This window comes from Streptomyces sp. CA2R106 (assembly GCF_037034245.1).
In the GTDB taxonomy this organism is placed as follows: Bacteria; Actinomycetota; Actinomycetes; order Streptomycetales; family Streptomycetaceae; genus Actinacidiphila.
In genome coordinates this window covers 43,281-64,169 of the sequence record NZ_JBAGKC010000035.1, presented here as the reverse complement: position 1 = coordinate 64,169, position 20,889 = coordinate 43,281, and the positions used below count along the sequence as shown (strand labels likewise).

General features: G+C 70.8%; 19 protein-coding genes and 1 pseudogene. 8 read left to right on the top strand and 12 right to left on the bottom strand.

Annotated elements, in window-relative coordinates; all coding sequences use genetic code 11:
• From WA788_RS31700 to WA788_RS31690, 3 genes are all read right to left on the bottom strand, one after another.
• Window positions 1-373, bottom strand: a 373-nt coding sequence (locus WA788_RS31700) for a DUF6907 domain-containing protein (protein ID WP_335983318.1), incomplete at its 3' end; no start/stop codon positions are given.
• 74 nt (window positions 374-447) lie between these two features.
• Entirely contained in the window at window positions 448-3,408 is a 2,961-nt protein-coding gene (locus WA788_RS31695) for an acid phosphatase (protein WP_335983317.1), read from the bottom strand.
• 68 nt (window positions 3,409-3,476) lie between these two features.
• On the bottom strand, window positions 3,477-4,955 hold the full coding sequence (locus WA788_RS31690; protein ID WP_435126653.1) for a glycoside hydrolase family 76 protein: 1,479 nt from the start codon (window positions 4,953-4,955) through the stop codon (window positions 3,477-3,479).
• 376 nt (window positions 4,956-5,331) lie between these two features.
• On the opposite strand from WA788_RS31690, the pseudogene WA788_RS36150 reads away from it, so the two are divergent.
• Window positions 5,332-6,030, top strand: a pseudogene (locus WA788_RS36150) (Tn3 family transposase); the annotation flags it as partial.
• A 2-nt stretch (window positions 6,031-6,032) separates the two neighbouring features.
• On the opposite strand, the gene WA788_RS31680 reads toward WA788_RS36150, so the two are convergent.
• Window positions 6,033-7,157 carry an FAD-dependent oxidoreductase gene (locus WA788_RS31680; protein WP_335983313.1) on the bottom strand — a complete coding sequence of 375 codons (1,125 nt, stop codon included), beginning with the start codon at window positions 7,155-7,157 and terminating at the stop codon, window positions 6,033-6,035.
• A gap of 94 nt (window positions 7,158-7,251) precedes the next feature.
• Between WA788_RS31680 and WA788_RS31675 the strand changes: the two genes are divergently transcribed.
• On the top strand, window positions 7,252-7,977 hold the full coding sequence (locus tag WA788_RS31675; RefSeq protein WP_335983312.1) for a TetR/AcrR family transcriptional regulator: 726 nt from the start codon (window positions 7,252-7,254) through the stop codon (window positions 7,975-7,977).
• A gap of 619 nt (window positions 7,978-8,596) precedes the next feature.
• Here WA788_RS31675 and WA788_RS31670 read toward each other — a convergent pair.
• Both WA788_RS31670 and WA788_RS31665 read right to left on the bottom strand, forming a co-directional pair.
• Window positions 8,597-9,523, bottom strand: coding sequence for a DUF5655 domain-containing protein (locus WA788_RS31670; RefSeq protein ID WP_335983310.1), 927 nt, complete (start codon window positions 9,521-9,523; stop codon window positions 8,597-8,599).
• Window positions 9,524-9,754: 231 nt separating this feature from the next.
• Entirely contained in the window at window positions 9,755-10,708 is a 954-nt protein-coding gene (locus WA788_RS31665) for a GlxA family transcriptional regulator (protein WP_335983308.1), read from the bottom strand.
• Window positions 10,709-10,780: 72 nt separating this feature from the next.
• Here WA788_RS31665 and WA788_RS31660 point away from each other — a divergent pair, with 72 nt between their 5' ends.
• Window positions 10,781-11,470, top strand: coding sequence for an HD domain-containing protein (locus WA788_RS31660; RefSeq protein WP_335983304.1), 690 nt, complete (start codon window positions 10,781-10,783; stop codon window positions 11,468-11,470).
• A gap of 77 nt (window positions 11,471-11,547) precedes the next feature.
• The gene (locus WA788_RS31655) at window positions 11,548-11,973 is read left to right on the top strand and encodes a RidA family protein (RefSeq protein WP_335983302.1); all 426 of its coding nucleotides are present in this window, start codon (window positions 11,548-11,550) and stop codon (window positions 11,971-11,973) included.
• Between the two features lie 8 nt (window positions 11,974-11,981).
• Here the strand turns inward: WA788_RS31655 and WA788_RS31650 are convergent, their stop codons facing one another.
• Complete coding sequence (locus WA788_RS31650) at window positions 11,982-13,016, bottom strand: Lrp/AsnC family transcriptional regulator (RefSeq protein ID WP_335983300.1); 1,035 nt, start codon at window positions 13,014-13,016, stop codon at window positions 11,982-11,984.
• Window positions 13,017-13,115: 99 nt separating this feature from the next.
• On the opposite strand from WA788_RS31650, the gene WA788_RS31645 reads away from it, so the two are divergent.
• Window positions 13,116-13,568, top strand: coding sequence for a VOC family protein (locus tag WA788_RS31645; protein WP_335983297.1), 453 nt, complete (start codon window positions 13,116-13,118; stop codon window positions 13,566-13,568).
• Window positions 13,569-13,621: 53 nt separating this feature from the next.
• Entirely contained in the window at window positions 13,622-13,993 is a 372-nt protein-coding gene (locus WA788_RS31640) for an antibiotic biosynthesis monooxygenase family protein (RefSeq protein WP_335983295.1), read from the top strand.
• 31 nt (window positions 13,994-14,024) lie between these two features.
• Here the strand turns inward: WA788_RS31640 and WA788_RS31635 are convergent, their stop codons facing one another.
• The 4 genes from WA788_RS31635 to WA788_RS31620 form a co-directional block, all read right to left on the bottom strand.
• Window positions 14,025-14,855, bottom strand: coding sequence for a dioxygenase family protein (locus WA788_RS31635; protein ID WP_335983324.1), 831 nt, complete (start codon window positions 14,853-14,855; stop codon window positions 14,025-14,027).
• 106 nt (window positions 14,856-14,961) lie between these two features.
• Window positions 14,962-15,816 carry a dioxygenase family protein gene (locus WA788_RS31630; protein ID WP_335983293.1) on the bottom strand — a complete coding sequence of 285 codons (855 nt, stop codon included), beginning with the start codon at window positions 15,814-15,816 and terminating at the stop codon, window positions 14,962-14,964.
• 24 nt (window positions 15,817-15,840) lie between these two features.
• Complete coding sequence (locus WA788_RS31625) at window positions 15,841-16,830, bottom strand: amidohydrolase family protein (RefSeq protein WP_335983291.1); 990 nt, start codon at window positions 16,828-16,830, stop codon at window positions 15,841-15,843.
• Window positions 16,831-16,836: 6 nt separating this feature from the next.
• Complete coding sequence (locus WA788_RS31620; RefSeq protein ID WP_335983288.1) at window positions 16,837-17,400, bottom strand: NADPH-dependent FMN reductase; 564 nt, start codon at window positions 17,398-17,400, stop codon at window positions 16,837-16,839.
• Between the two features lie 132 nt (window positions 17,401-17,532).
• On the opposite strand from WA788_RS31620, the gene WA788_RS31615 reads away from it, so the two are divergent.
• Window positions 17,533-18,018 (top strand): MarR family winged helix-turn-helix transcriptional regulator, encoded by a 486-nt coding sequence (locus WA788_RS31615; RefSeq protein ID WP_335983286.1) that lies wholly within the window; start codon window positions 17,533-17,535, stop codon window positions 18,016-18,018.
• A gap of 247 nt (window positions 18,019-18,265) precedes the next feature.
• On the top strand, window positions 18,266-19,402 hold the full coding sequence (locus WA788_RS31610; protein WP_335983284.1) for a glycosyl hydrolase family 18 protein: 1,137 nt from the start codon (window positions 18,266-18,268) through the stop codon (window positions 19,400-19,402).
• A gap of 65 nt (window positions 19,403-19,467) precedes the next feature.
• On the opposite strand, the gene WA788_RS31605 is transcribed toward WA788_RS31610, so the two are convergent.
• Window positions 19,468-20,700 (bottom strand): phosphatidylserine decarboxylase, encoded by a 1,233-nt coding sequence (locus tag WA788_RS31605; RefSeq protein WP_335983282.1) that lies wholly within the window; start codon window positions 20,698-20,700, stop codon window positions 19,468-19,470.
• Window positions 20,701-20,889: the final 189 nt, after the last annotated feature.

Genomic DNA, 20,889 nt, shown 5'->3' with positions numbered 1-20,889 from the left:
CGGTCCAGTCCTCGCGGGCGGTGGTCAGGGCGGGGAGGAGGGTGGTCTCGAAGTAGTCGGCCTGGGTGCGGATTTGGGTGGCGAAGCGGGCGAGGTCGGCAGGGGTGAGGCCCTCGAAGTCCCATTCCTCGACGATGGTGAGGCTGGCGGTGGGGACCTGCTGGTGCGGCTGGGTGGAGTAGGGGTGGCAGGCGATCTGGGGGGCGAACATCAGGCTGGTGGACTCGTGGTAGCGGGTGCCGTTGATCTCGATGTCGAGGGTGGCGGGCGGCTGGACCGGGTCATGGGCTGCACAGAACCCATCAGCGGCGCCGACACCGACCTGTGGCTTGGTGACCGCCGAGCCGCTGTCCAGCTGACAGGGTCGGGACACCGTGTGGGCCCGGCACCGGAGACGCCCCGGTGCCGGGCCCGCGCGTGCGCTGTGCCGTGCGGCTGTCGTGCGGCTCAGTGGTGCGCCGGCCGCCCGTCGGCGGTCACGGCGACGCCGTTCACGGTCATCGCCCCGGACCGGCTGACGCTGACCTGCGCGGTCATCGCCGCCGCCAGGTCCAGCCGCTGCCAGCTGCCCCCGCCGCTCTCCTCGTCCATGACGTAGCCCGAGGGGATCTCGGTGGCGGCCAGCACCGTGGTCCGCTGCGCCGCCGTCAGGTTCGGGAACGCGGTGAGCAGCAGGTTCTCCGCGCCGTCCGGCACCGATGGTGCGAGGCCGGTGGCGCCGACCTGCGGGAAGCCGTACGTCATCCGCTGCCGGAAGACGCTCAGCGCGTCGCTCGTGCTGAGGTACGGCTGCTCGTTCGCGACGCACTGCGCGAGGGTGCCACCCGCGCCGACCTCGCGGCACTTCTGCGCCAGCACCGTCTGCACCTCGCTCTGCGCCTGCTCCAGCAGCGACCGGAACCGCGGGTCGGACCAGCGCATCTGGGCGGTGTCCTCGCCCACGATCCGGCCGCCCATGATGTCGGTCGGGTAGTGGAAGGCCAGCACGATCCGGTTGTTGCCGTACTCCGAGGCGCGCGCCAGGATCTGCGGCGCCAACTGCGGCAGCAGCGTGGCCATCACGATGCCCTGCGCGTAGCCGTGGCTGGTGTGGCCGCTCGGGAAGGAGCCGTCGCCGGCCAGCCCCGCGTAACCGCTCGCGCTGTCCCACTGCTTGATCAGGCCGCTGTCGCCGGTGAAGCCCATCCGCACGAACGGCCGCTTGTACTGGTAGGTGTTCTTGGCGGTCTGGTACCAGTCGGCCGACGAGGTCGGCGTGTGCTCGATCCGCCCGCTCAACAGCGCCTGCGTCTTGGGCAGTTCGCCGTCCTTGAGGGCCTGGAGGTACAGCGGCCCGAGTACCTTGCCGAGCCCGTCGGCCATCGTCTTGTACGGGCTGTTCGCGCCGTCCACCAGCGCCTTCTGCACCTGCGGGTCGGCGACCGACTGGTAGGCGTTGTTGATGTCGACGACCGTCCGGTCGTCCAGCGCGGTGAGCTGGTCGTAGGTGGTGCCCTTCGGCAGCACCGCGTTGGCGCCCATGATGCTCGGCGTGTTCTCCGCGTCGGTGAACGACCGCAGCAGCCAGGTGAAGTAGTCACCGCCGTCCGGCGCGGACGGCTGGGTGTCCGAGGCGTAGGAGGTGTTCAGCTGGGTGTCGCTGAACGGTAGCGACGCGTCGGTCTGGGCCAGCGACGGCAGCCCGAAGTAGACGTCGGAGCTGGTGCTGTTGCACTGGTGGACCTCCACCGCCAGCGTGTTGGTGCCCGCCCGCAGGTCGGCCGCCGGGATCGCGAACGCGGACGCCACCGGGTCGCCCGCACCCGCGGTGCCGTCCGGCGTCTCGTACTGGAGGTTCGTGGTGATCTTGCCGTCGTTCCAGCCCGCCACGCGGGCGCCGTTGACGTAGATCGTCGCCGTGTCGTCGTAGACCACGCTGCCGACCAGGCCGGTGATCGAGTCGAGCGTCGCCCGGTCCATGGTGAACGACGTGCGGAAGAAGTACGCCTCCAGGTCGTCGCCGGTCGAGCCGTTCTTGCGCAGGTCCAGCTTGGTGGTGACCGGGAAGCCCGCGCCCAGGTCGGTGCCGTCGTCCTTGGCGCCGAACGGGCCGGCCGCGGTGTGCCACGGCGCGCTGCCGGTGTCGAAGTCCGGCCGCGTCCACGCCGTGCGGTCGGCCGCGCCGCCCGCCGGGTCGACGCCCGGCGCGTCCAGATAGTCCCAGCCCGTCGCGGTGTCCACCGCCTGGTGGCCGAGCGAGACCGCGTCCACCCAGCCGGAGACCGCGCCGGCCGCGGCCGACGGGTCGGCGTAGTCGAGCAGCACCTCGTGGACGTGCTTGCCCGCCAGCGAACCGAGGCCGACCGACACGGTGTTCCAGGTGCCCGGGGTCAGCGACCCGCCCTGCGCCGCGGCGCGCAGCGGGTGCCCGGCGGAGTCGCGCGCCCCGCGCAGCGCGCTCAGCCGCTTGGTGTGGCGGCCGTTCGCGTCGGTGTACACCACGTCGAGCGCGGCGTACGCGGAGGCCGCGTCCGTCGGGCGGATCGCGTAGCTCAGCGTCGAGTCCGCGGCCAGCGGCACGTCCAGACCGGACTGCAGCACCACCGAGGAGGACGCGGCACCAGAGTGCAGCACTCGGCCGGCATACCGCAGGGCGCCGGTGCCGGCGGCCGCGCCGACCGACTCGGCGTCCTCCACGGACGCGCCGAGCGCGCTCGGCGCGGTCCCCGCGGAGGTGCGCAACGTCCAGTCGGCGATCTGGAACTTGGTGTAGTCGCCGGATGAACCCGTGCATTCCTGGGCGCAGTTGGCGGTGACCCGCAGCTGGTAGTAGCGGTAGCCGCCGGTGCCGGCGGCCGGGTAGAAGTTCGTCTGGCCGCGGGCGCCGAAGCTCTGCCCGCTCTCGGTGTCCAGCGTCTTCCACGACGGGTCGTCGGCATCGGTGGCGGCCGAGGCGCTGTTGCTGCCCAGCACCGTCCACGCCCGCGGGTCGCGCGGCGGGGTGTCGTTGCCGGAGGTGATCGAGTAACCGGTCACCGCGGCGGCCGATGTGAGGGTGTAGATGGCGTACACCGGGTGGTCCGCTGTCGGTTGGCCGCTGCCGCTGGCGTACCACTTGGTCGAGCTGTCGTCGTCGGTCAGGCTCTGGACGTGCTCGGTGGTGCTGGTGGCGTTCGGGTAGTTCGACGCCACCGACTGGACGGTGGCGTTGACCTGCGTGGTCTCGCCGCGCAGGTCGGTGGCCGGTCCGGCGGCCGGGAACCCGGCGGGCCGGGCCGCGCCTGCCTCGTAGGAGGTGCCCCAGTAGCCGCCGACGGCCGGCGCGGTGCCGGCCCCCGCGGTGGCGTGGGCGGCCTGGACGCCCAGCGGGAGCACCAGGAGCGAGGCCGCGATCGCCGCGACCCCGCGTCTTCTGCTCGTCTTGTGCACGCGCACGGTTCCCTCTCTCGTCGACTGCGGTCGGCGGCCCGGGCCGGGGCCGCCCGTCGTGGAGTTGGTCACGCTTCCTGCGCCGCGTTCAGCAGGTCGAGCGCGCTGTGCTGGCAGCCGTTGCCGGTCACGGTGTACGCCCCGGCCCAGTGCGGACCGTACTGGTCGAGCGCGTCCCGGTCCTTGGCGTGCAGCGTGGCGGCCTGCGCCTTGAGGTAGGAGCTGTAGGGGTGGTCGGCCAGCTGCTTGTTGAGCAGGCCCAGGCCCCTGGCGTACTCGCCCTTGAACGAGTCGCCGTTGGAGGTGCAGCCGGTGCCGTCCGGCTCGTACGGCTCGTGCAGGGTGCCGCCCGGGTTGAGGTAGCTGGAGGAGGTGGAGGCGTCGGCGAGGGTGCGCGCGCTGTCCAGCACCGCGCTGTCGCCGGTGGCCTTGTACAGCTCGGTGAGGCCGCCGAGGATCACACCCTGGTTGTAGGTCCAGGTGGTGTCGCCGTTGTTGGCGCAGGAGCCGTTCAGGCCGTCGTTGACGGTGTGTCCGGAGTTGATCAGGCCGCTGCCCTGGAACCAGGACCACTCGTCCTTCGCGCGCTGGACGTAGGTGGTGTCGCCGCTGATCCGGTTGTGCAGCGCCGCGTTGAGCTGGAGGTACAGCTCGTTGGTGATCGCGTTCTTGCCGGAGGCGGTGGTCTCCCACTGCACCCCGCCGCCGCAGGTGGAGGTCCAGTAGTCGTGCATGTGGTCGGCGTCGGTGCGGGCGGTGGCCAGGTAGCGGCTGTCCCCGGTGAGGTCGTAGGCGTCCACCCAGGCGAGGCCCCACCAACCGGTGTCGTCCAGGTAGGAGTTGGTGAAGTTGCCGTCCTCGGCGCCGATGAGCTTGTCGTACGTGGTGGAGATCGCGTACTTGTAGCTCGGCATCCCGCTGATCCGGATGTTGTCGATGATCGCGGTGAGCGAGGTGGCCGAGGTCCACCAGCCGGCGAACTTGCCGGTGCTCCGGTCGTAGTCCATCATCAGCGCGGTCGCGGCCGCTGTGCTCTGGCTGGCCGCGTTCCAGTCCACCCGCGCCCACTGGGTGCAGACCGTCACCGAGGCGCCGTTGGTGCGCGCGCAGGCGCGCAGCGCGCCGACGCCCGCGTTGTTCCAGTCGTCGACGTTGTACATCTGGCTGCGCCAACCGGTCCAGCCTGACGGGGTCTTGGTGTCGCCGAGTTTGCTGCCGTTGGTCCAGCTGACCCCGCCGTCGAAGGAGCGGTCCAGCCACACCTCGTCGCCGGCGGCGCCGCCGTCGATGGAGGCCCAGCCCATGACATCGTTGTCGGATAGATGGAGCGCAATCGTCCGGCCGTTGCTGGACGCCGTCACGGGGATGCGGTCGCTGGTCGCGTGCGAGGGGTCGCGGGCGTCGCAGTACTTGTTGCAGATCGACGAGTTGGCCGCGTGCGCGGGTGTCGAGGTGACGGCCGGCGCCAGGCAGGCGAGCAGGCCGGCGAGCACGGCTGCCCGGCGCAGCCGGGCCGGACGTGGGGCGGAATCGGTCGAGGGGGGCACGTCTTGTCTCCCGGTCACAGGGGGGCGGACGAAGAGCGGGTGAACCGTAGGCAGGTAAGCGGGCGCGGTTTCGCCTGTCAAGGGCGCCGGCGGGATCGGGGGGCGCGGAGGCTGGGTCATACCGGGCAGTGCGCGGAGCCGTTCGTGCGGGTCGGACCTGGTGGGGCGTGGCGCTCCACGGCGTAGGCGGGTCGGGCGGGCGCGGTGCTGCCTGGGTGGTGGCCACGTCGGCGGCGCCGGAGGGAGCCCGAGCGGCTATGTCGGCCGCCGGCGCCGAGGTCCGGGACAGTGTTTCGCGCGGTCACCGGAGAGGGCGATGAGATCCGCGCGTTGGTGTCCGGGCCGGGCGCGGGTGTCGCGAGTCCCGCCGAACCGGCTGTCCGCGCCGGTGCGGCGGCGGGTGATGGGCAAGCCGCTGCCGCCGCGCGAGGTGGACGAGAGGCTGGTGCCGTCGGCGTGGCGCAAGGCGGTGTACGCGAACGCAGAGTTGTCGCGGGTCGGGGGACCGGGGCGCGTACGTGGTGTGCGTGCTGGAACGGAGCTGCACCCGACCCTGAACAACCGCAGCGTGTTCGCCTCCCCCTCGTACCGGTGGTCCGACCCGCGCCCGGCTCCTGGACGGTGCGGCGTGGGACGCGGTGTGCGAGGCCGTGCTGAGCCTGGGCACGCCCCGTCGACGAGTACCTGGCGGGGCTGGTGCGGGCCCCTGGACGCAAATGGGAGCGGCCGGCCGAGCGCCTGGGGCAGGCGGGCAAGGACGTGAAGGTGTCCGCTCGACGTCCTGCTGGACGGCCGGGTGAAGCCGAACGAGAAGCTCGGGGCGCTCGGCGAGCCGAAGTCGCCGGCCTGGCCGCGCGTGCGGGTCGAGAAGATGCTCGAAATCGACCTGCCGGACCTGCTGTTCGAGGTCCACTCCTGGACCGGATTCCTCGGAGCCTTCGTCCGCCTCGGGGACGGCACCACCCCCATGCGGGACCTGACCACTTCGGCGGTCGCGCTGCTGGTCTCCGAGGCGCGCAACGTCGGCATGACCCCGGTTGCCGACCCCGGCCAGGAGCCCCTGACCTGTTCCCGGCGTCAGGAGAGCTTTGCCTCGGGGGCGAAGGCGGGCAGCTTCTCCAGACTGCTTCGCACGGCCTCGGCGCCGTACTCGAACATCTGCCGCTCGTAGTCGTCCACCGCGCCGAGCAGGTCTCGGCGGCCTTCTTCGGCCTGGATCAGGCAGCGGCGCAGCAGGTCGGCGTCGCGCAGGGCGGTGTTGGCGCCGTTGCCGCCGGTCGGGGAGGTGGCGTGGATCGCGTCGCCCAGCAGCGTGACCGGGCCGGGCGTCCAGCGCTGACCGGGCTTGACCACCCGAATGGACAGGAGCGTGCTGTTGTCCGGGTCGGCCTGCTCGATCAGCGCGCGCAGCTGCGGGTGCCAGCCTTCCATCCTGGACAGCACGGCGTCCTGCGCGGTCAGGTCTTCCAGTGAGCCCTTCGGGGGCAGGATCATGGCCCAGCGTACGTAGTCGCCGATGTCGGGCAGTGTGACGTCGGGAGCCAGCTGCTCGGCGGCCTGCTTGGGCGGGGTGCGGAAGCGCATCGCGCCCAGCAGCAGGCTGACGCCGTTGCCCGTGATCTTCGCGCCGTAGGCCTTGGACAGGGCGGCGAACTCGTCGGTCAGCGGGGTGCGGCCGATGACGAACCGGACGCCGGTGTCATGCGGGACGGTCTGGGGTGAGAGCACCCCGCGGACCGCGGAGGTGATGCCGTCCGCGCCGACGAGCAGGTCGGCGGTGGCTGGGCCGCGGCGGGCGAACCGGGCTTGGACCGTGCCGTCGGCCAGCGCGTCGTAGCCGGTCAGCGCGGAGTCGGTGTGCACGGTCAGGCCGGTCAGCAGCAGGTGCCGCAGCACCTGCCGGTCGACCACGATGCCGCTGCGGCCCCCTCCGAGCCTGCCGACCTCGTTCAGCTGCGGGTCCAGGACCAGCTGCTCGACGGCGGCATCCATGACGACCTCGTCCAGCAGTCGGTGCCAGCGCGTCGGCAGGCAGTCGCGCACCGCCTGGAAACCGTCCGGGTCCAGCACCAGCCGGTACCCCTGGAACCGTGCCACGATCCCCGGATCGCGCTCGAACACCTCGGCCTCGATCCCGGCACCGCGCAGGCCCTGCGCGAGAGCCAGACCTCCCAGACCGGCTCCGACGACGGCAACGCGCATCGCACACCTCCAGCAGACGGGACGAACTTAGTTCGTCTTGACGATCTAAGTTCTACAAAACGAACTTAGATCGTGTCAAGCTAGAGTGGTCGGTATGCCCGCCGATCCGCACCGAAGCCGTGCAGCGCGCCACGCCCGCCCCGCCGCGGAGGTCTCCGCGCCGGCACCGCGCAAGAAGCCGATCACCGTCGAACGGATTACCGACGCCGCCCTGGAAGTCGTCTCCACCGAGGGGTACGAGGCGCTGACCGTTCGCCGGATCGCCACCGTGCTCGGGACCGGCCCGTCATCGCTGTACGCGCACATCGTCACCAAGGACGACATCGACGATCTACTGATCGGCAGGCTCTACGCCGATGTCGTGCTCCCCGAACCGGACCCGGCCGCCTGGCGCGAGCAACTGCTCGGGGTGTACACGCAGATCCGCGACCTGTACCTGAAATACCCCGGAGTCCCGCGCGCCGCGCTGGCCATGGTGCCGACCCACCTGGAAACACTGCGTGTCGGCGAAGGAATCCTGGCGATCCTGCTCGCGGGCGGCATCGAACCGAGGACGGCCGGATGGGCCCGCGACGCGATGTCCCTCTACGTCAGCGCCTACGCACTGGAGCAGTCGCTGGTCCGGCACCGACGCCGACACCAGGACCAGGAATGGGCGCTTGGCCATCAGGAGTTGCTGGACCGCTTCACCGCACTCCCCGCCGAGGAGTACCCGCTCACCCGGCGCCATGCCGCCCAGCTGATCTCCGGAACCGGACACGCCCGCTTCGAGTTCGCCCTCGGCCTGCTCATGAACAATCTGCGGCCCACTTCCGATTGACCTGCGGAGTGCGCTGGCCGAGTGGCGCGAGACTAGCCGCTGATTCGACCCGCTCGCGACACCAAGATCAGGCCTGGGTCCGGCTCGTCCCTGACGTCGAGCGAGTCCGCGCGTCGGGCCGGGTGGGCCTTGCTGCCGCTCTGCTCGACGAGAGGCCGAGCGCGCCGCCGAGGCCGGACACCTGGCTTTGGCCGGGCCCGGTAACGCTCCCGGCCGTGGACGAACTCCGCGCCCACGTCGGCGCTTCGCCTGATGGCCTGTGAGAAGAGTGCGTCCCAGCTTTTGGTGCCCCTGCCCGGTCGGCGGGAGGGTGCTTCACGTTCGCGGTAGATGCGCTGGCGGATGATCGTCGCCATCGTCTCGGCTTCGCGTTCGTCGGCGGTCGAATAGCTCGTACGCCCCGACATGCGGATGGCCAGGGTGGGGTAGCAACTGCCAGAGGGTCATCTCCGCGTTGTCGTTGACCTCCTGGCCCTCATCGCCCCTGCGAGGGGCAGTAGCAGCCCTTCGTCCGAGGAAGGGCCAGTCGGTTCGACCGGTGCAACAGAGCTGAGCAGTCACGTTGCGGAAGGCGGCTCACACGTGAGAGGCGGGCTCCACTCCCGGCAGATGCCTGCTGTCAGACGGCTGCGAATGCTTGTCTGATCAGCGGTTCGGCCTTCTCCAGGTCAGTTGCCGACGCTATCCGGACTTCCAGATCGCCGGTCCCGAGGTGCCCGATGTTGCGCATGTCTCGGGTGAAGTTCTCCTCCAGCACGACGGTGCGCGGGTCGACCCTGAGGTAGACCAGGATCGCCTCGTGCTTCGGGCGGAAGATCACCGAGGCGATGTTCACCAGCCGCCGGTAGGCGATGTAGTGCCGGAGCGGAGCCACTTCGACCTCGCCCCACCGCGTGAGGGTGTCGTCCACCTCCGCATACAAGTCCCGCAGACACTCAGGGACCAGGCTGCTCAGCAACGGCACGGGAGCTGACGGCGCGATGACGTCCCGTGTGCTCCTGTGTCGGGTCCGTTGCGATGAAGCGGGCTTCGCCGACCCGGGCGAGGAGTCCACGAGCAGCAGGCTCAGCAGGTCATCCTCGAATACGCGGTAGCGCACCAGATCGATCAGTTCGGGCAGCCGCCGCACCGCCACGCGGTCGTGGTGGGAGAAACTGGCGGCGATGCAGACCATGCGAGGGCGGCGCCAGTCGATGGTCTGGGCGGCCTCGGCCCCGAGCACCTTCCGGACGAGCGCCTCGACCTCGTGATGTGCGGACTCCAGCCAGGCCAGGTAGGAGACGGCCTGTGACAGGACTCCGTTGTCGGAGCCCTTCTTGTACTCGATCACGACCGGGCTGCCGTTCTCGTCCAGCCCAAGGGTGTCGATGCGTCCGCGGTGCCACGGTCCCGTCGGGTACTCCGAGGCCAGGAACCGAATGCCGAGCATCGCCTCCAGGCCGGCCTCGACCCGCCTCTGCAACTCCCGCTCCAGCGCCACCGTCGAACCGGGCACCTTGGCGTCCCGCCCGTCGGTGTCCCGCCGAAACAGCATCAGCTCGGCCATCGTCCCCCCCTCTTTCCGGCAAGTGAGCTAATCCTCGACGGGTCCGACGTATTCCGCGCCCGCCGGGCCGAAACAGCCGTTTCACCCGCCCCAAGCGCTGGCGCACCGTTCTGCTTCGCCTACGAGAGGCTGCGGGCGCCGCGAGCGCCAGAGCGGCGCCCGTTCTGTGAGCCCGGTGTGAGCCCGGAGGCGCCGCCTCCCCCGATCGGCCGAGCGCGCGGCGCGAGCCGCTCAGCGGGTGAAGGTGCGCCGGTAGGCGGTGGGAGTGGTGTTCAGGGTGCGCCGGAAGTGCAGACGCAGGTTCGCCGCCGTGCCGAGGCCGCAGTCCCGGGCCACCTGGTCCACCGAGTGGTCCGTCGTCTCCAGCAGTTCGCGTGCCCTGCCCAGGCGGGCGCTGAGCAGCCACTGAAGTGGCGTGGTCCCCGTCTCCGCGGCGAACCGGCGCATGAAGGTGCGTGGTGAGACGCCCCCGTGCCGGGCGAGCGCGCGGAGCGTGAGCGGCTCGTCGAGGTGGCGCAGGGCCCAGCCCCGGGTCTCGGAGAGCGAGGTGTCGCCGGCCACGGTGAGGGGAGCCGGGATGTACTGGGCCTGCCCGCCGTCGCGGTGCGGCGCCGCCACCAGTCCGCGGGCGATCCGGTTGGCCACGACCGCCCCCAGGTCGCGGCGTACGAGGTGCAGGCACAGATCGATGCCGCAGCACACTCCGGCCGACGTGAGGACATCGCCCTGGTCGACGTAGAGCACGTCGCGGTCGACCGTGACGGACGGGAAGTTCCGCTCGAGTTCGCCGGTGTGCATCCAGTGGGTCGTGGCATGCAGCCCGTCCAGGACGCCCGCCTCGGCCAGCGCGAAGGCGCCCGTGCAGATCGACACCACCCGCCGGCCCCGGTCCCGCGCCTGGGCCAGCGCGTCGAGCACCTCCTCCGGCGGCCTGGCCGGCGTTGCGCTCCCCGGCTCGTATCCCGGCACGATCACGGTGTCGGCGGCGCGTACGTGGTCCAGGCCCCCTTCGGTCTCGAGGGAGAAGCCCGCGGTGGTCGCCACCTTGGAGCCGAGCCCGCACACGGTCACCTCGTAGGGGGTCTCCGGGCGGGCGGTGAAGATCTGCGCCGGGATCGCCAGGTCGAGCGGGGTGACCCCGTCCAACGCCAGGACAGCGACTCGGTGGGTGGTCGTGGCAGCCATGGCAATATTCTATTGACAGCAGGCAATATTGCCACTCACCTGGTCAGGGGCGCGCCTGCCAGCCTGGTGGACATGACCGGATCGATTCGCAGCCAGGTGGCCCCCGAGGCGGCCGCCGACCTGATCGCGCTGCCCGACACACCGCTCGCCGGCGCTGTCCTGCGGCTGATCAAGCCGGTGGAATCGCCCTCGGTGTTCAACCACAGCGTGCGCACCTACCTGTTCGCCCGGCTCGTTGCCGCGCGTCTCGAACTGACCGCCGGCCAGGACTACGACGACGACCTGCTGTTCGCGGCGTCCACGATGCACGACCTCGGCGTGGCGCCGGACGGCCCGCACACCCAGCGGTTCGAGGTCGAGGGGGCCGACCGGGCCGCCGCGTTCCTCCTCGACCACGGGCGGTCCGAGGCGGACGCCGACGAGGTCTGGCAGGCCATCGCCCTGCACACCTCGTCGGGCATCGCGGACCGCCGCGGCACGCTGTGCCTGCTCGTACGCGAAGGCGTCGCGCTCGACTTCGGCGGCCCGATGGGCGACACCTACGCCGACGTCCTCAGCGACGAGCAGGCCGACCTCGTCCACACCGCCTACCCGCGACTGGAGATGATCCGCTCACTCACCGACGCGATCGTCGCGCAGGCCGCCAAGAACCCGAAGAACGGCCCGCGTTACGCGATACCCGGTGAGTTCCTGCGCGAACGCGAGACCTTCGGCCGGACCCGGATGGAGCGCGCCTGCGACTCCTCCCGATGGGGCAACTGACCCGCCCTGCCCGGCCGGGCGCAAAGCAAGACCGACCCGGAAGTCGGCCCGGACACCAGAGAAACGGACACACCGCAATGCCCATCCACCCCGTAGAGGTTCCCGACAACTCGCCGGTCTTCGGAGGGACCACCAGCGCCTTCGCGCGCTTCGGCCACGCCCCCGCGGTCCGTTCGCACGGGCACCTGTTCATCTCCGGCCAGATCGGCCGCCGCCCCGACGGCGTCCCCGGGGAGAGCGCCGAGGAGCAGACCGAGCTCGCCATCCGGCGCCTTGAGGAGATTCTCCGGCTGGAGAACCTCGACCTCGGCGACCTGGTGGACGTGACCAGCTACCACGTCGACATCCGCGAGAACATGTCCGGCTTCCTCGCGGCCAAGCAGCGCCTTGTCAAGGCTCCCTACCCCGCCTGGACGATCATCGGGGTCAGCGGCCTCGCCAGCCCGGAACTCCTCGTCGAGATCCAGGCGACCGCCGCCTATCCGGACGGCGCGGCCCGGTAGAGCGCGGCTCAGGGCCCCGGAGCCCCGGCTCCGGGGCCGGCGCCCCCGCCTCGCGAAAGCGCGGGCTGGACGAAGCGGCCGCCGGCCACCCGGGTGGCAGCCTGCTTGAGCCTGCTGAGCAGCGGCACCGCCTCGACGTGGATCACCCCGGGGAGACCGCCCAGCTGCTCGGTGACATAGCTGAAGAGCTCGACGCTGTCGCGGCAGGTCACCGCGGCCACGACGTTCGCGGAGCCGGTGACCGCGGCGACCCAACTGGTCTGCCGATGCGCGGAGAGCGCCTCGCAGACCGGGACGATGCGGTCCGGCGAGACGCGGAGGAGCAGTGTGGCGGAAACCCGGTAGCCGAACGCTTCCAGCATCACGTCCACGTCCACGGTGACCGCACCGCTGTCCAGGAGCGCCTGGAGGCGACCTCTGACCCGGGACAGCGGCCAGTCGAGGGCACGGGACAGTGCGGACGCGGTGGCTCTGCCGTCCCGGCGCAGTTCCTCCAGAAGCGGGCGGTCTTCGGGGAGCACCGGACCGTATGTCTCCTCCCGTCGGTGCGGATCGCGCCCGTCCAGGAGATGCCGTTCCGCGTCCTGGCCCAGCGGCTCCTCGAAACCGGACCACTCGGCAGGGCCGCCGGAGTACGAGTGCAGCACCAGGTGAGTGGTGAACGAGAGCACTTCCGCGGTGTGCGAGATCCGGGGCAGCACTCCCGTGCCGCAGGCCGCGTCGGCGGGCAGGGTCGTGGTGCACATCAGCTCCGCGCCGCCGGAGTACAGCGCGACCCAGGAGACATCCTCGCGCGCGGCAAGCACATCGCCCAGGTGGGCAGCGGCAGCCGGACGGCACTGCAGCCGCAGCAGCCAGAGCCCACGCCTGGCGGAGGCGGCTGCCTCACTGACCAGGACGCGGAGCACACCTGCCTCGCGCATGGCGCGGTAGCGGCGGGTCGCCGTCTGCTCTGAGACCCCCACCACCTCCGCGATCCGCCGCATCGGGGCCCGCCCGTCGAGCATCAGGCACTGGAGGATCTGTTGATCCACGACGTCCATGAGCGCAGTTTAGTTCGACCAAGCGGATTTTATGGAAGTAGCTGTCAAGTAACGGCCGACTCCTGGAGCTTCCGGGGACGCGCGACGAACACTCGACTCATGAGCGTTTTGAACCACCAGATCGTCTGGTCCCGCGATGCCGGGACCTCGGCCCGCTTCCTGGCCGACATGCTGGGCTTCGAGCCCCCGGTGAAACTGGGCCACTTCGTGATGGTGCAGGTCAGCCCTGACATCACCTTCGACTTCATGACCACCGACCGCGACATCACGGCCCAGCACTACGCCTTCCTGGTCAGCGAGGAGGAGTTCGACGTGATCATCGGCCGGGTACGGGGGCGCGCCCTGGAGCACTGGGCGGACCCCGCGCATCGGGACGCGGGCACCATCAACCGCCTCGATGACGGCCGCGGCGTCTACTTCAACGACCCCAGCGGTCATGAGCTGGAGATCATCACCCGCCCCTACGGCAGTGGCGGGCTCGATGCCGAGCACGTCAACCCGCTGCTCGCCGAGGAACTCGCGGCGAGCGGGAGGCTTCCGGACCTCCCCTGACCGAGCCGTTGACCGGCAGCCCCGGACCGCCCCCTCTCCGAAAGGGAACCACCATGCCGGAATTCACCGAGCTGGACCTCCACACCACGCTCGCCGACCAGCTTGACGAAGGGGGCGGACCGGTCATCCTCGTCAACCTCCTGCGCGTCGCCCCCGAGGACGTCGACCAGTTGCTGCTGGCTTGGTCGACCGACGCGGCTGCCCTGAGGAGACAACCGGGCTTCATCTCCACCCAGCTGTACCGCGGTATCGCCGGCAGCAGTGCGTTCCTCAACCACGCCGTCTGGGAGTCGACGGACCACTACCGGGCGGCCCGACTCGACGACAGCGCTCGCGCAGCCGCTCGCGGGCTCTATCCGGCCAGCCTCGTCGCCACCCCGCATCTGTTCCGCAAGCAGGCGGTGCCGGGAATCTGCGTGGCATGACGCGTGGTGGCGGGGCAAGGCGCCTGGCCTGTCAGGCGACTTGGAAGGACCGCTTGGACAGGCCGAACCGGTAGCCCTCGACCGTCATCCGGACGGGGGTCTCGGGGTCGGTCGCGGCTCCGAGGGTGACGAACATCGGCGTGTAGTGCTCGACGGTGGGGTGCGCGAAGTGCACCGCCGGGGCCAGGCCGCGGTAGCCGGCCAGGGTGTCCACGTCGCCGCGGGCGAGGGCGTCGGCCGCCCAGGCGTCGAAGTCGGCGGACCAGGACGGCACGACGTTGTGCACGAACTGCTCCCGGGTGAGGAAGGGGACCCCGTGCGTCATGTAGCCCGACCCGACCACGAGCACGCCTTCCTCCCGTAGCCCCCGCATCCGGCGGCCGATGTCCATCAGCCGGGCGGGGTCGTGGGTGGGGAGGGACATCTGGAGGACCGGCACGTCGCCGTAGGGGTACATGGTCTTCAACGGGACCCACGCGCCGTGGTCCAGGCCGCGGCGGGCCTGCTGGTGGACCGGTTCGGTGTCCGGCAGCGAGGCCCTGACGCGGGCAGCCAGCGCGCCGGCGTCCGGTGTCGCGTAGGTCATCCGGAAGTAGCGCTGGGCGAAGCCTCCGAAGTCGTAGACCAGCGGCGTGTTCGGGCCCGTCGCCGACAGGCTGAGCGGCGCGGACTCCCAGTGCGCGCTGACGATCAGGATCGCGGTCGGCTTGGGCAGCGCCTGCGCCCAGCCGAACAGTTCGCTCATCCATGGCGCGTCCTCGAACAGCGCCGGAGAGCCATGGCTGAGGTAGAGCGCGGGCATCGGGCCGTCGGCCGGCGTCCAGGGGCGCTGACCGCGGCTGGCGGGAGCCTGCTCGGTCATGAAGCGGTCGTAGGCGGCCGCGGGGTCGGCAGCAGCATTCATACGTGCCCTCGCTGGGTACTTGGGGGAGACGGACGTGGGCGCCCGGCCGGCGGGTCGGCGTCGTTCACGGAGCCGTGGGGCGCAGGACGAAGTCGTAGGTGAGGGTGCGGTACGGCCGGTCGAGGCCGCGTGCGCGGTAATCGTCGTGGCGGGTGGTCGCCTTGACCGCGTCGGCGGGGACGTCGCCTTCGATGGTCCCGGCGACCAGGGGGTCGCCGTCGAAGTAGATCTGGGTGGTCAGCGGCAGGCATCCGTCGGCGGAGACGATGGCGTGGATGTGCAGCGGTCGCAGGCCCTGGAGCCGCAACGCCCGGGTCAGCGCGGCGAGCGGGCTGTCCGTGGCCAGGCCGAAGGTCTCGGTGCCGGGCATCACCGTGCGGAACTCGTAGCGGCCCTCCGCGTCGGCGATGATCCGGGCGCGGAGGTTGTCGACGGGGACGCCGGTGGCGTCGTTGGGGATGTTCAGCGGCGCGAAGTCGCTGCTGTCCATGCCGGAGTAGACGTTGTCGGCGTCGATCTGCCAGATCTCGAGGGCCGCTGCGGGCAGCGGGGCGCCGGTGGTGGTGCGTACGGTCCCGGAGACGACGAGGGGTTCGCCGGGTTCGTCGGGGCGCATGGGCAGTACGGCCGGGCTGTGCAGGACGGGAGCGCCGGGGCGGTGGGCGGGGCCTTCCATCTCCCAGTGGCTCGCGCCGTCCTTCTCGGGGTGGGCGTAGGTCGCGCCCACGGTTCCTTTGAGGACGGTCTTGTAGAAGAAGATGCTCGCGGACGGCAGTTCGCCGGCGTCGGCGACCTGCTGGAGCCACTCGATGGTGGCGAGCAACTCCTCGAGGGTGACCTGGTGTTTGAGGATGACGTCGTCGACGGCGCGGCGCAGGTCGGCGAACACGACCTGTAGCCGGCTTTGGGACTCGCTCACGTGCGGTGCTCCCTTCAGGATCGGTCAGCGACGGATACCGGCGATGAGCTCTTCCCAGTTCCGGTGGGCGATGCGCTCGCGGTCGGCCTGGGCGATCGGCGCGGTTTCCAGGAAGCGCCGCGCGGACCCGGCGCGCTCCCGGTTGAACGGGTAGTCGGAGGCGTACATGATCCGTTCGACGCCGACCGTCTCCAGGCTCCACCGCAGGTACCTGTGGCTGGAGATGCCGCCGGGGGTGATGAAGATGTTCGAGCGGAAGTACTCGGCGATCGGGCGCCGCAGCTCGGTGAGCTTGTCCATGGCCGCGATGCGGTCGAGGTAGAACAGCACGACCTCGCCCCAGTGCCCGAGGACGAGTTGCAGCCCGGGGAACCGGTCGAAGACGCCGGCGATGATCATCCGGAGGACGGTCAGCCCGGCGTCGTAGTGCCACCCGAACGCGCCGGTGGCCAGCATGTCGTCCACCGGTGCGCCGAAACCGCGGTAGTAGGCCCCGGTGACCGCCGGGAACGGGACGCTGGGGTGCAGATAGACGGGTACGCGCAGATCCTCGGCGGCCTCGTAGATGTCCCAGAACTCGGGCGCGTCCAGCGCCCGGCCCCGGGAGTTCGCGTTGACCAGCGTGCCGTTGAGCCCCAACTCGGTGACCGCGCGCCGCAGTTCGGTGGCTGCGGCGCGCGGGGCGGAGGTGGCGAGCGCCGCGAACCCCTGGAAGCGCCCGGGGTGGCGGCGTACGGCGGCGGCGATCGCGTCGTTCGTGGGCGCCTGGAGGGCGACCGCCTCGGCCGGGTCGAGGTCCTGCAGCCCCGGCGTCGTGAGGGACAGCACCGACACGTCGATCCCGGCGTCGTCCATCGCGGCGACGCGCTCGCTGCCGAGGTCCAGCAGCGCCGGCGTGATGTCGCTGGCGACCGCCCACTTCATCATCGGTGCGGCGAGCCGGGGGTCGTGCCGCTGCCACGCCTCGACCACGTCGGCGGTGACGAAGTGCTCCTCAAGACCGTAGAGCCGCACCGGGGTTCAGCTCCGCACGGACGTGAGTGCGCGGGCCCAGGACTCGAGCTGGTCGAACAGGACGGCGGCGGCGTCGTCGTGTACCGGGGAGGGCTTGAACGCCGAGAAGTTCTCGAAGTCGGTGAACAGCGAGAACGACAACTGCTGGCGCACGTGGGCCAGTTGGAGTTCGCTCGCGATCGCCCGCAGGTGCTCGATCGCCCGCGTTCCGCCGAGCGAGCCGTAGGAGACGAAGGCAGCGGCCTTGTTGTTCCATTCGGCGTAGAGGTAGTCGATGGCGTTCTTCAGCACCCCCGAGGTGGAGTGGTTGTACTCCGGGGTGACGAAGATGTAGCCGTCGAACTCCCTGATCTTGGCGGACCAGGCCTTCGTGTGGTCGCTGGTGTACGCGCCCCGGCTCGCGGGCACGGCCTCGTCCAGGTGCGGCAGCGGGTAGTCGAGCAGGTCGATCAGTTCGTAGTCGGCGTCGGCGCGCTCCTTGGCCTTGGTCAGCACCCAGTTCGCCACCGCTTCGCCGTTGCGGCCGGGGCGGGTGCTGCCGAGGATGACGGCGATCTTGAGGTTGGTCATGGGATGTCCCTACGAAGGTGAGGCGGGCCGGGCGGTCCGAGCGCGGCACGCTTGAATGTTCAAGTCACACGCTAGTCCGGTTCACGTGAAGATTCAAGTCAGCCTCTCCGGTGGCGCCAGTAGACTGCGCGCATGTCTGTCCCAGGGGCGTCCGAGGCGTCCGAGCCGCGCTGGCTCACCGGCGACCAGCTGGCGGCGTGGCGCGGGTTCGTGAAGCTCCTCCAGCGGCTGCCGGCGGCGCTGGAGTCGCAGCTCCAGCAGGACGCCAGGCTCAGCTTCATCGAGTACCACGTGCTGGCGCACCTGTCCGACCAGCCCGAGCGCCGTATGAGGATGAGCGAGCTCGCGGTCATGGCCAACACGGAACTGTCCCGCCTGTCCCACATGGTCGGCCGGCTCGAGAACCGCGGGTTCGTGCGCCGCGAGCCCGATCCGCGCAACGGGCGCTACACCCAGGCGATCCTGACCGACGCCGGCCACGCCTACCTGGCGGAGGCGGCGCCCGGACACGTGGCCCGCGTGCTGGACCTGTTCGTCGACGTCCTGGACCCGGACGAACTGTCGACGCTGCACCGGATCTCCGACAAGGTGCTCGCCCGCATCGAGAGCGCGGGCTGAAACGACGGCGTACGGACGTACGCGCGCCGGCCCCCGTACCGAATCGTGATCGCGCGTCCGCGCCGCCGGCCCTTGACAGATGATTGGCCTAGACCAAATATGGGCGCAGTCGCGCGCGATCGGGTCGACTCCCCTCGCTCCGTTGGCCGTTGAGGCCCGACGAAACCGCCTGGACGTCCCTCGGCGTCCGGGCCCCGTGCTGTTCCGCTGGTGTGTCCTGGCTCTACTTCCTGTGGTGGGAGCGTTGATGAGACGAACTGGACCTGTTCGCGCGTTGCTGGCCGCCGCGGCGGCTGCCGCCGTGTCCGCCGGACTGGTGGTGACGGGAGGAGGCACCGCCCAGGCCGCCGCCCCGGCCCCCCGAACGACCCTGCCGGCCCACGTGGTCGCGCCGTACTACGAGACGTACTCCGGTGGCAGCCCGGCTGCCCTCGCGGCCGCGTCCCACAACGCGTACCTGACGCTGGCGTTCCTCCAGACGCCCGAGGCCGGTTCCTGCACGGCGACCTGGAACGGCGACCCCACGACACCGGTGTCCAGGTCCGTCTACGGCAAGGACATCTCGGCCCTCCAGGCGCGCGGCGGCGACGCCATCCCGTCGTTCGGCGGTTACGCGGCGGACAGCACCGGCACCGACATCGCCGACAGCTGCACCGACGTCAAGTCGATCGCGGCGGTCTACGAGAGCCTGGTCACCACGTACGGCGTGAGCCGGATCGACCTCGACGTCGAAGTCGACGCCCTGTCCGACACCGCGGGCATCGACCGCCGCAACAAGGCGATCGCCCTGGTCGACAGCTGGGCCCGACGCACCCACCGCAGCGTCCAGTTCTCCTACACGCTGCCGACGACGACGACCGGCCTCGGCGCCACCGGTCTGGCCGTGCTCCAGAACGCCGTCAAGAACCACGCCCGGGTGGACGTCGTCAACATCATGGCGTTCGACTACTACGACGGCGCGGCGCACGAGATGGCGACCGACGCCGAGACCGCGGCGGCCGGCCTGCACGACCAACTCGCCGCGCTCTACCCGGCGGAGCCGTCGTCCCGGCTGTGGAGCCGGATCGGCGTCACCCTGATGCCCGGGATCGACGACTTCGGCGCCGCGGAGACGTTCACCACGGCGGACGCGGCCACGGTCGAGCACTGGGCCGCCGCCAAGCGGATCAACACCCTCTCCTTCTGGGCCCTCCAGAGGGACAACGGCACCTGCCCCGGCACGGCGGGCGCGGGCGCGTGCTCCGGAGTGGCGCAGACCGACTGGTACTTCAGCCACACCTTCGAGCGGTTCGCCCCCGCCGACCACGGCTGGACGCAAGGCCGTTCCTCCTTCGCGGGCCTCCCCGCCACCCCGCGCACACCGCAGCACGCCACCCGTATGTGACCGGGTCCGGGCTCCGGCCGCGCGCCGACCGCCGCCGCCGGAGCCCGGCCACCCCTGCGACCGGTTCAGGCGGCCGGGCGGCAGCGGGCGATGACGGAGCCGACGTGGCGGAAGTCCTGGCTGCTGTCGATGTCGGGTGCGGCGCCGTCCTGGAAGAGGACGACGATGTCGGAGCCGCCGAACTGGAAGTAGCCGAACTCCTCGCCTTTGGTGACGCGGGTGCCCTCGACGGTGGTGAGGTTCACGGAGGCGACATGGGCCATGCCCACCGCGACGACGGCGACGAGGCCCAGGTTCCCGTGCTCCGACTCCGCGGTGTCGAGGACGAGCACGCCCCTGGTCTGGGAGAACTCGTAGCCGCTCTTCGCGCTGTCCTTGGAGGCGAGCTGCCCGTCCTCCAGGTCGACCTGCATGAAGACCTTGCCGCTGACCACGAAGGACTCCTTGACCAGGCCGGAGACGGGCACGTGGTAGCGGTGGTAGGCCGAGGGCGGCAGCATGTAGTGGGTGAAGGAGCCGCCCGCGAACGCGTCGGCGTACCGGCTGCCTTCGATCAGCTGCCGGATGTTCCCGTAGTGGTGCGTGCCCTTGACCGTGGTGCGGGGGATGTTCGACGCCTCGTCGATGCCGTAGGAGTGCTGGAACTGGCAGTCGGCCGGTGAGGTCACGACGAGGTTGTCCGCGGGGTCGCGGATGGGCCGCAGCCCGGGGTTGAGCTCGCGGGCGAAGAACTGGTTGAACGTCAGCCATCCGCTGGGCATGTTCGGCCTGCCGCCGGCCAACGACTCCTCGACGTGGTACTCCGGGGCGTCCCGGAGGAACGACTCCAGGACCTCCTGGCTGAAGGACTCAGGGGTGTCCAGGAAGCCGCCCCACTGGCGGGCGAAGGCGGTGAGCCAGTCGCGGAAGGGCTCGCTGTTCTCGGCGATGGCGGCGCCGCCCCCGTCCGCTTCCTGGTTCTTTTCCTGGTCCGCCTTCTCGTCGACTTTCTGGTCGACCAGCCAGAAGAAGTGCGCCAGTCGGTCGCTGACCTCCTGGGCGTAGCGCTCGTGCGGAGCCGACTTCCGCCACGCCGCAGCGTCGGACTGGCGGGGCACCCAGCGGATGAAGCCCCGGAGGTAGTCGTAGTACTCCGGCAGGGACCGCGGCCAGTCCAGCGCGTCGCGCAGGTCGGGGTCCAGGTCCGCCTGGGCGCGTTCCCCTGCCCGGCGCAGCGATTTCACGAGCAGGTCGCCGAGAGCGGGGTCGCGGTCGAGGGTGGCTTGCAGCTCCTGGACGATCTGGTCGGGCCCGTTCATACCGGTCCATACCTTTCTTCGTGGGACGTCCGTCGGCGTCCGAGGTCCCGCACGGGCCGGCCGTCCCCGTGTCCCGGAATGTCGGTGGACCGGGCGGCGGGGCCCGTGTCCCCGGTGGTCGGGTACCCGGTCGTTCTTACGCCAAAGCTGGCAAAGTCATGGAAGCGTCGCCGCCGGTCCGGGGTGGCG

Excerpts from the sequence above, each read along its gene's own strand:
- WA788_RS31670 (WP_335983310.1), bottom strand. The coding sequence starts at position 9,523 with ATGGCCGAGCTGATGCTGTTTCGGCGGGACACCGACGGGCGGGACGCC.
- WA788_RS31640 (WP_335983295.1), top strand. The coding sequence starts at position 13,622 with ATGCCGGAATTCACCGAGCTGGACCTCCACACCACGCTCGCCGACCAG.
- WA788_RS31650 (WP_335983300.1), bottom strand. The coding sequence starts at position 13,016 with ATGGACGTCGTGGATCAACAGATCCTCCAGTGCCTGATGCTCGACGGG.
- WA788_RS31660 (WP_335983304.1), top strand. The coding sequence starts at position 10,781 with ATGACCGGATCGATTCGCAGCCAGGTGGCCCCCGAGGCGGCCGCCGAC.
- WA788_RS31610 (WP_335983284.1), top strand. The coding sequence starts at position 18,266 with ATGAGACGAACTGGACCTGTTCGCGCGTTGCTGGCCGCCGCGGCGGCT.
- WA788_RS31615 (WP_335983286.1), top strand. The coding sequence starts at position 17,533 with ATGTCTGTCCCAGGGGCGTCCGAGGCGTCCGAGCCGCGCTGGCTCACC.
- WA788_RS31605 (WP_335983282.1), bottom strand. The coding sequence starts at position 20,700 with ATGAACGGGCCCGACCAGATCGTCCAGGAGCTGCAAGCCACCCTCGAC.
- WA788_RS31665 (WP_335983308.1), bottom strand. The coding sequence starts at position 10,708 with ATGGCTGCCACGACCACCCACCGAGTCGCTGTCCTGGCGTTGGACGGG.
- WA788_RS31680 (WP_335983313.1), bottom strand. The coding sequence starts at position 7,157 with ATGCGCGTTGCCGTCGTCGGAGCCGGTCTGGGAGGTCTGGCTCTCGCG.
- WA788_RS31620 (WP_335983288.1), bottom strand. The coding sequence starts at position 17,400 with ATGACCAACCTCAAGATCGCCGTCATCCTCGGCAGCACCCGCCCCGGC.
- WA788_RS31675 (WP_335983312.1), top strand. The coding sequence starts at position 7,252 with ATGCCCGCCGATCCGCACCGAAGCCGTGCAGCGCGCCACGCCCGCCCC.
- WA788_RS31635 (WP_335983324.1), bottom strand. The coding sequence starts at position 14,855 with ATGACCGAGCAGGCTCCCGCCAGCCGCGGTCAGCGCCCCTGGACGCCG.
- WA788_RS31655 (WP_335983302.1), top strand. The coding sequence starts at position 11,548 with ATGCCCATCCACCCCGTAGAGGTTCCCGACAACTCGCCGGTCTTCGGA.
- WA788_RS31645 (WP_335983297.1), top strand. The coding sequence starts at position 13,116 with ATGAGCGTTTTGAACCACCAGATCGTCTGGTCCCGCGATGCCGGGACC.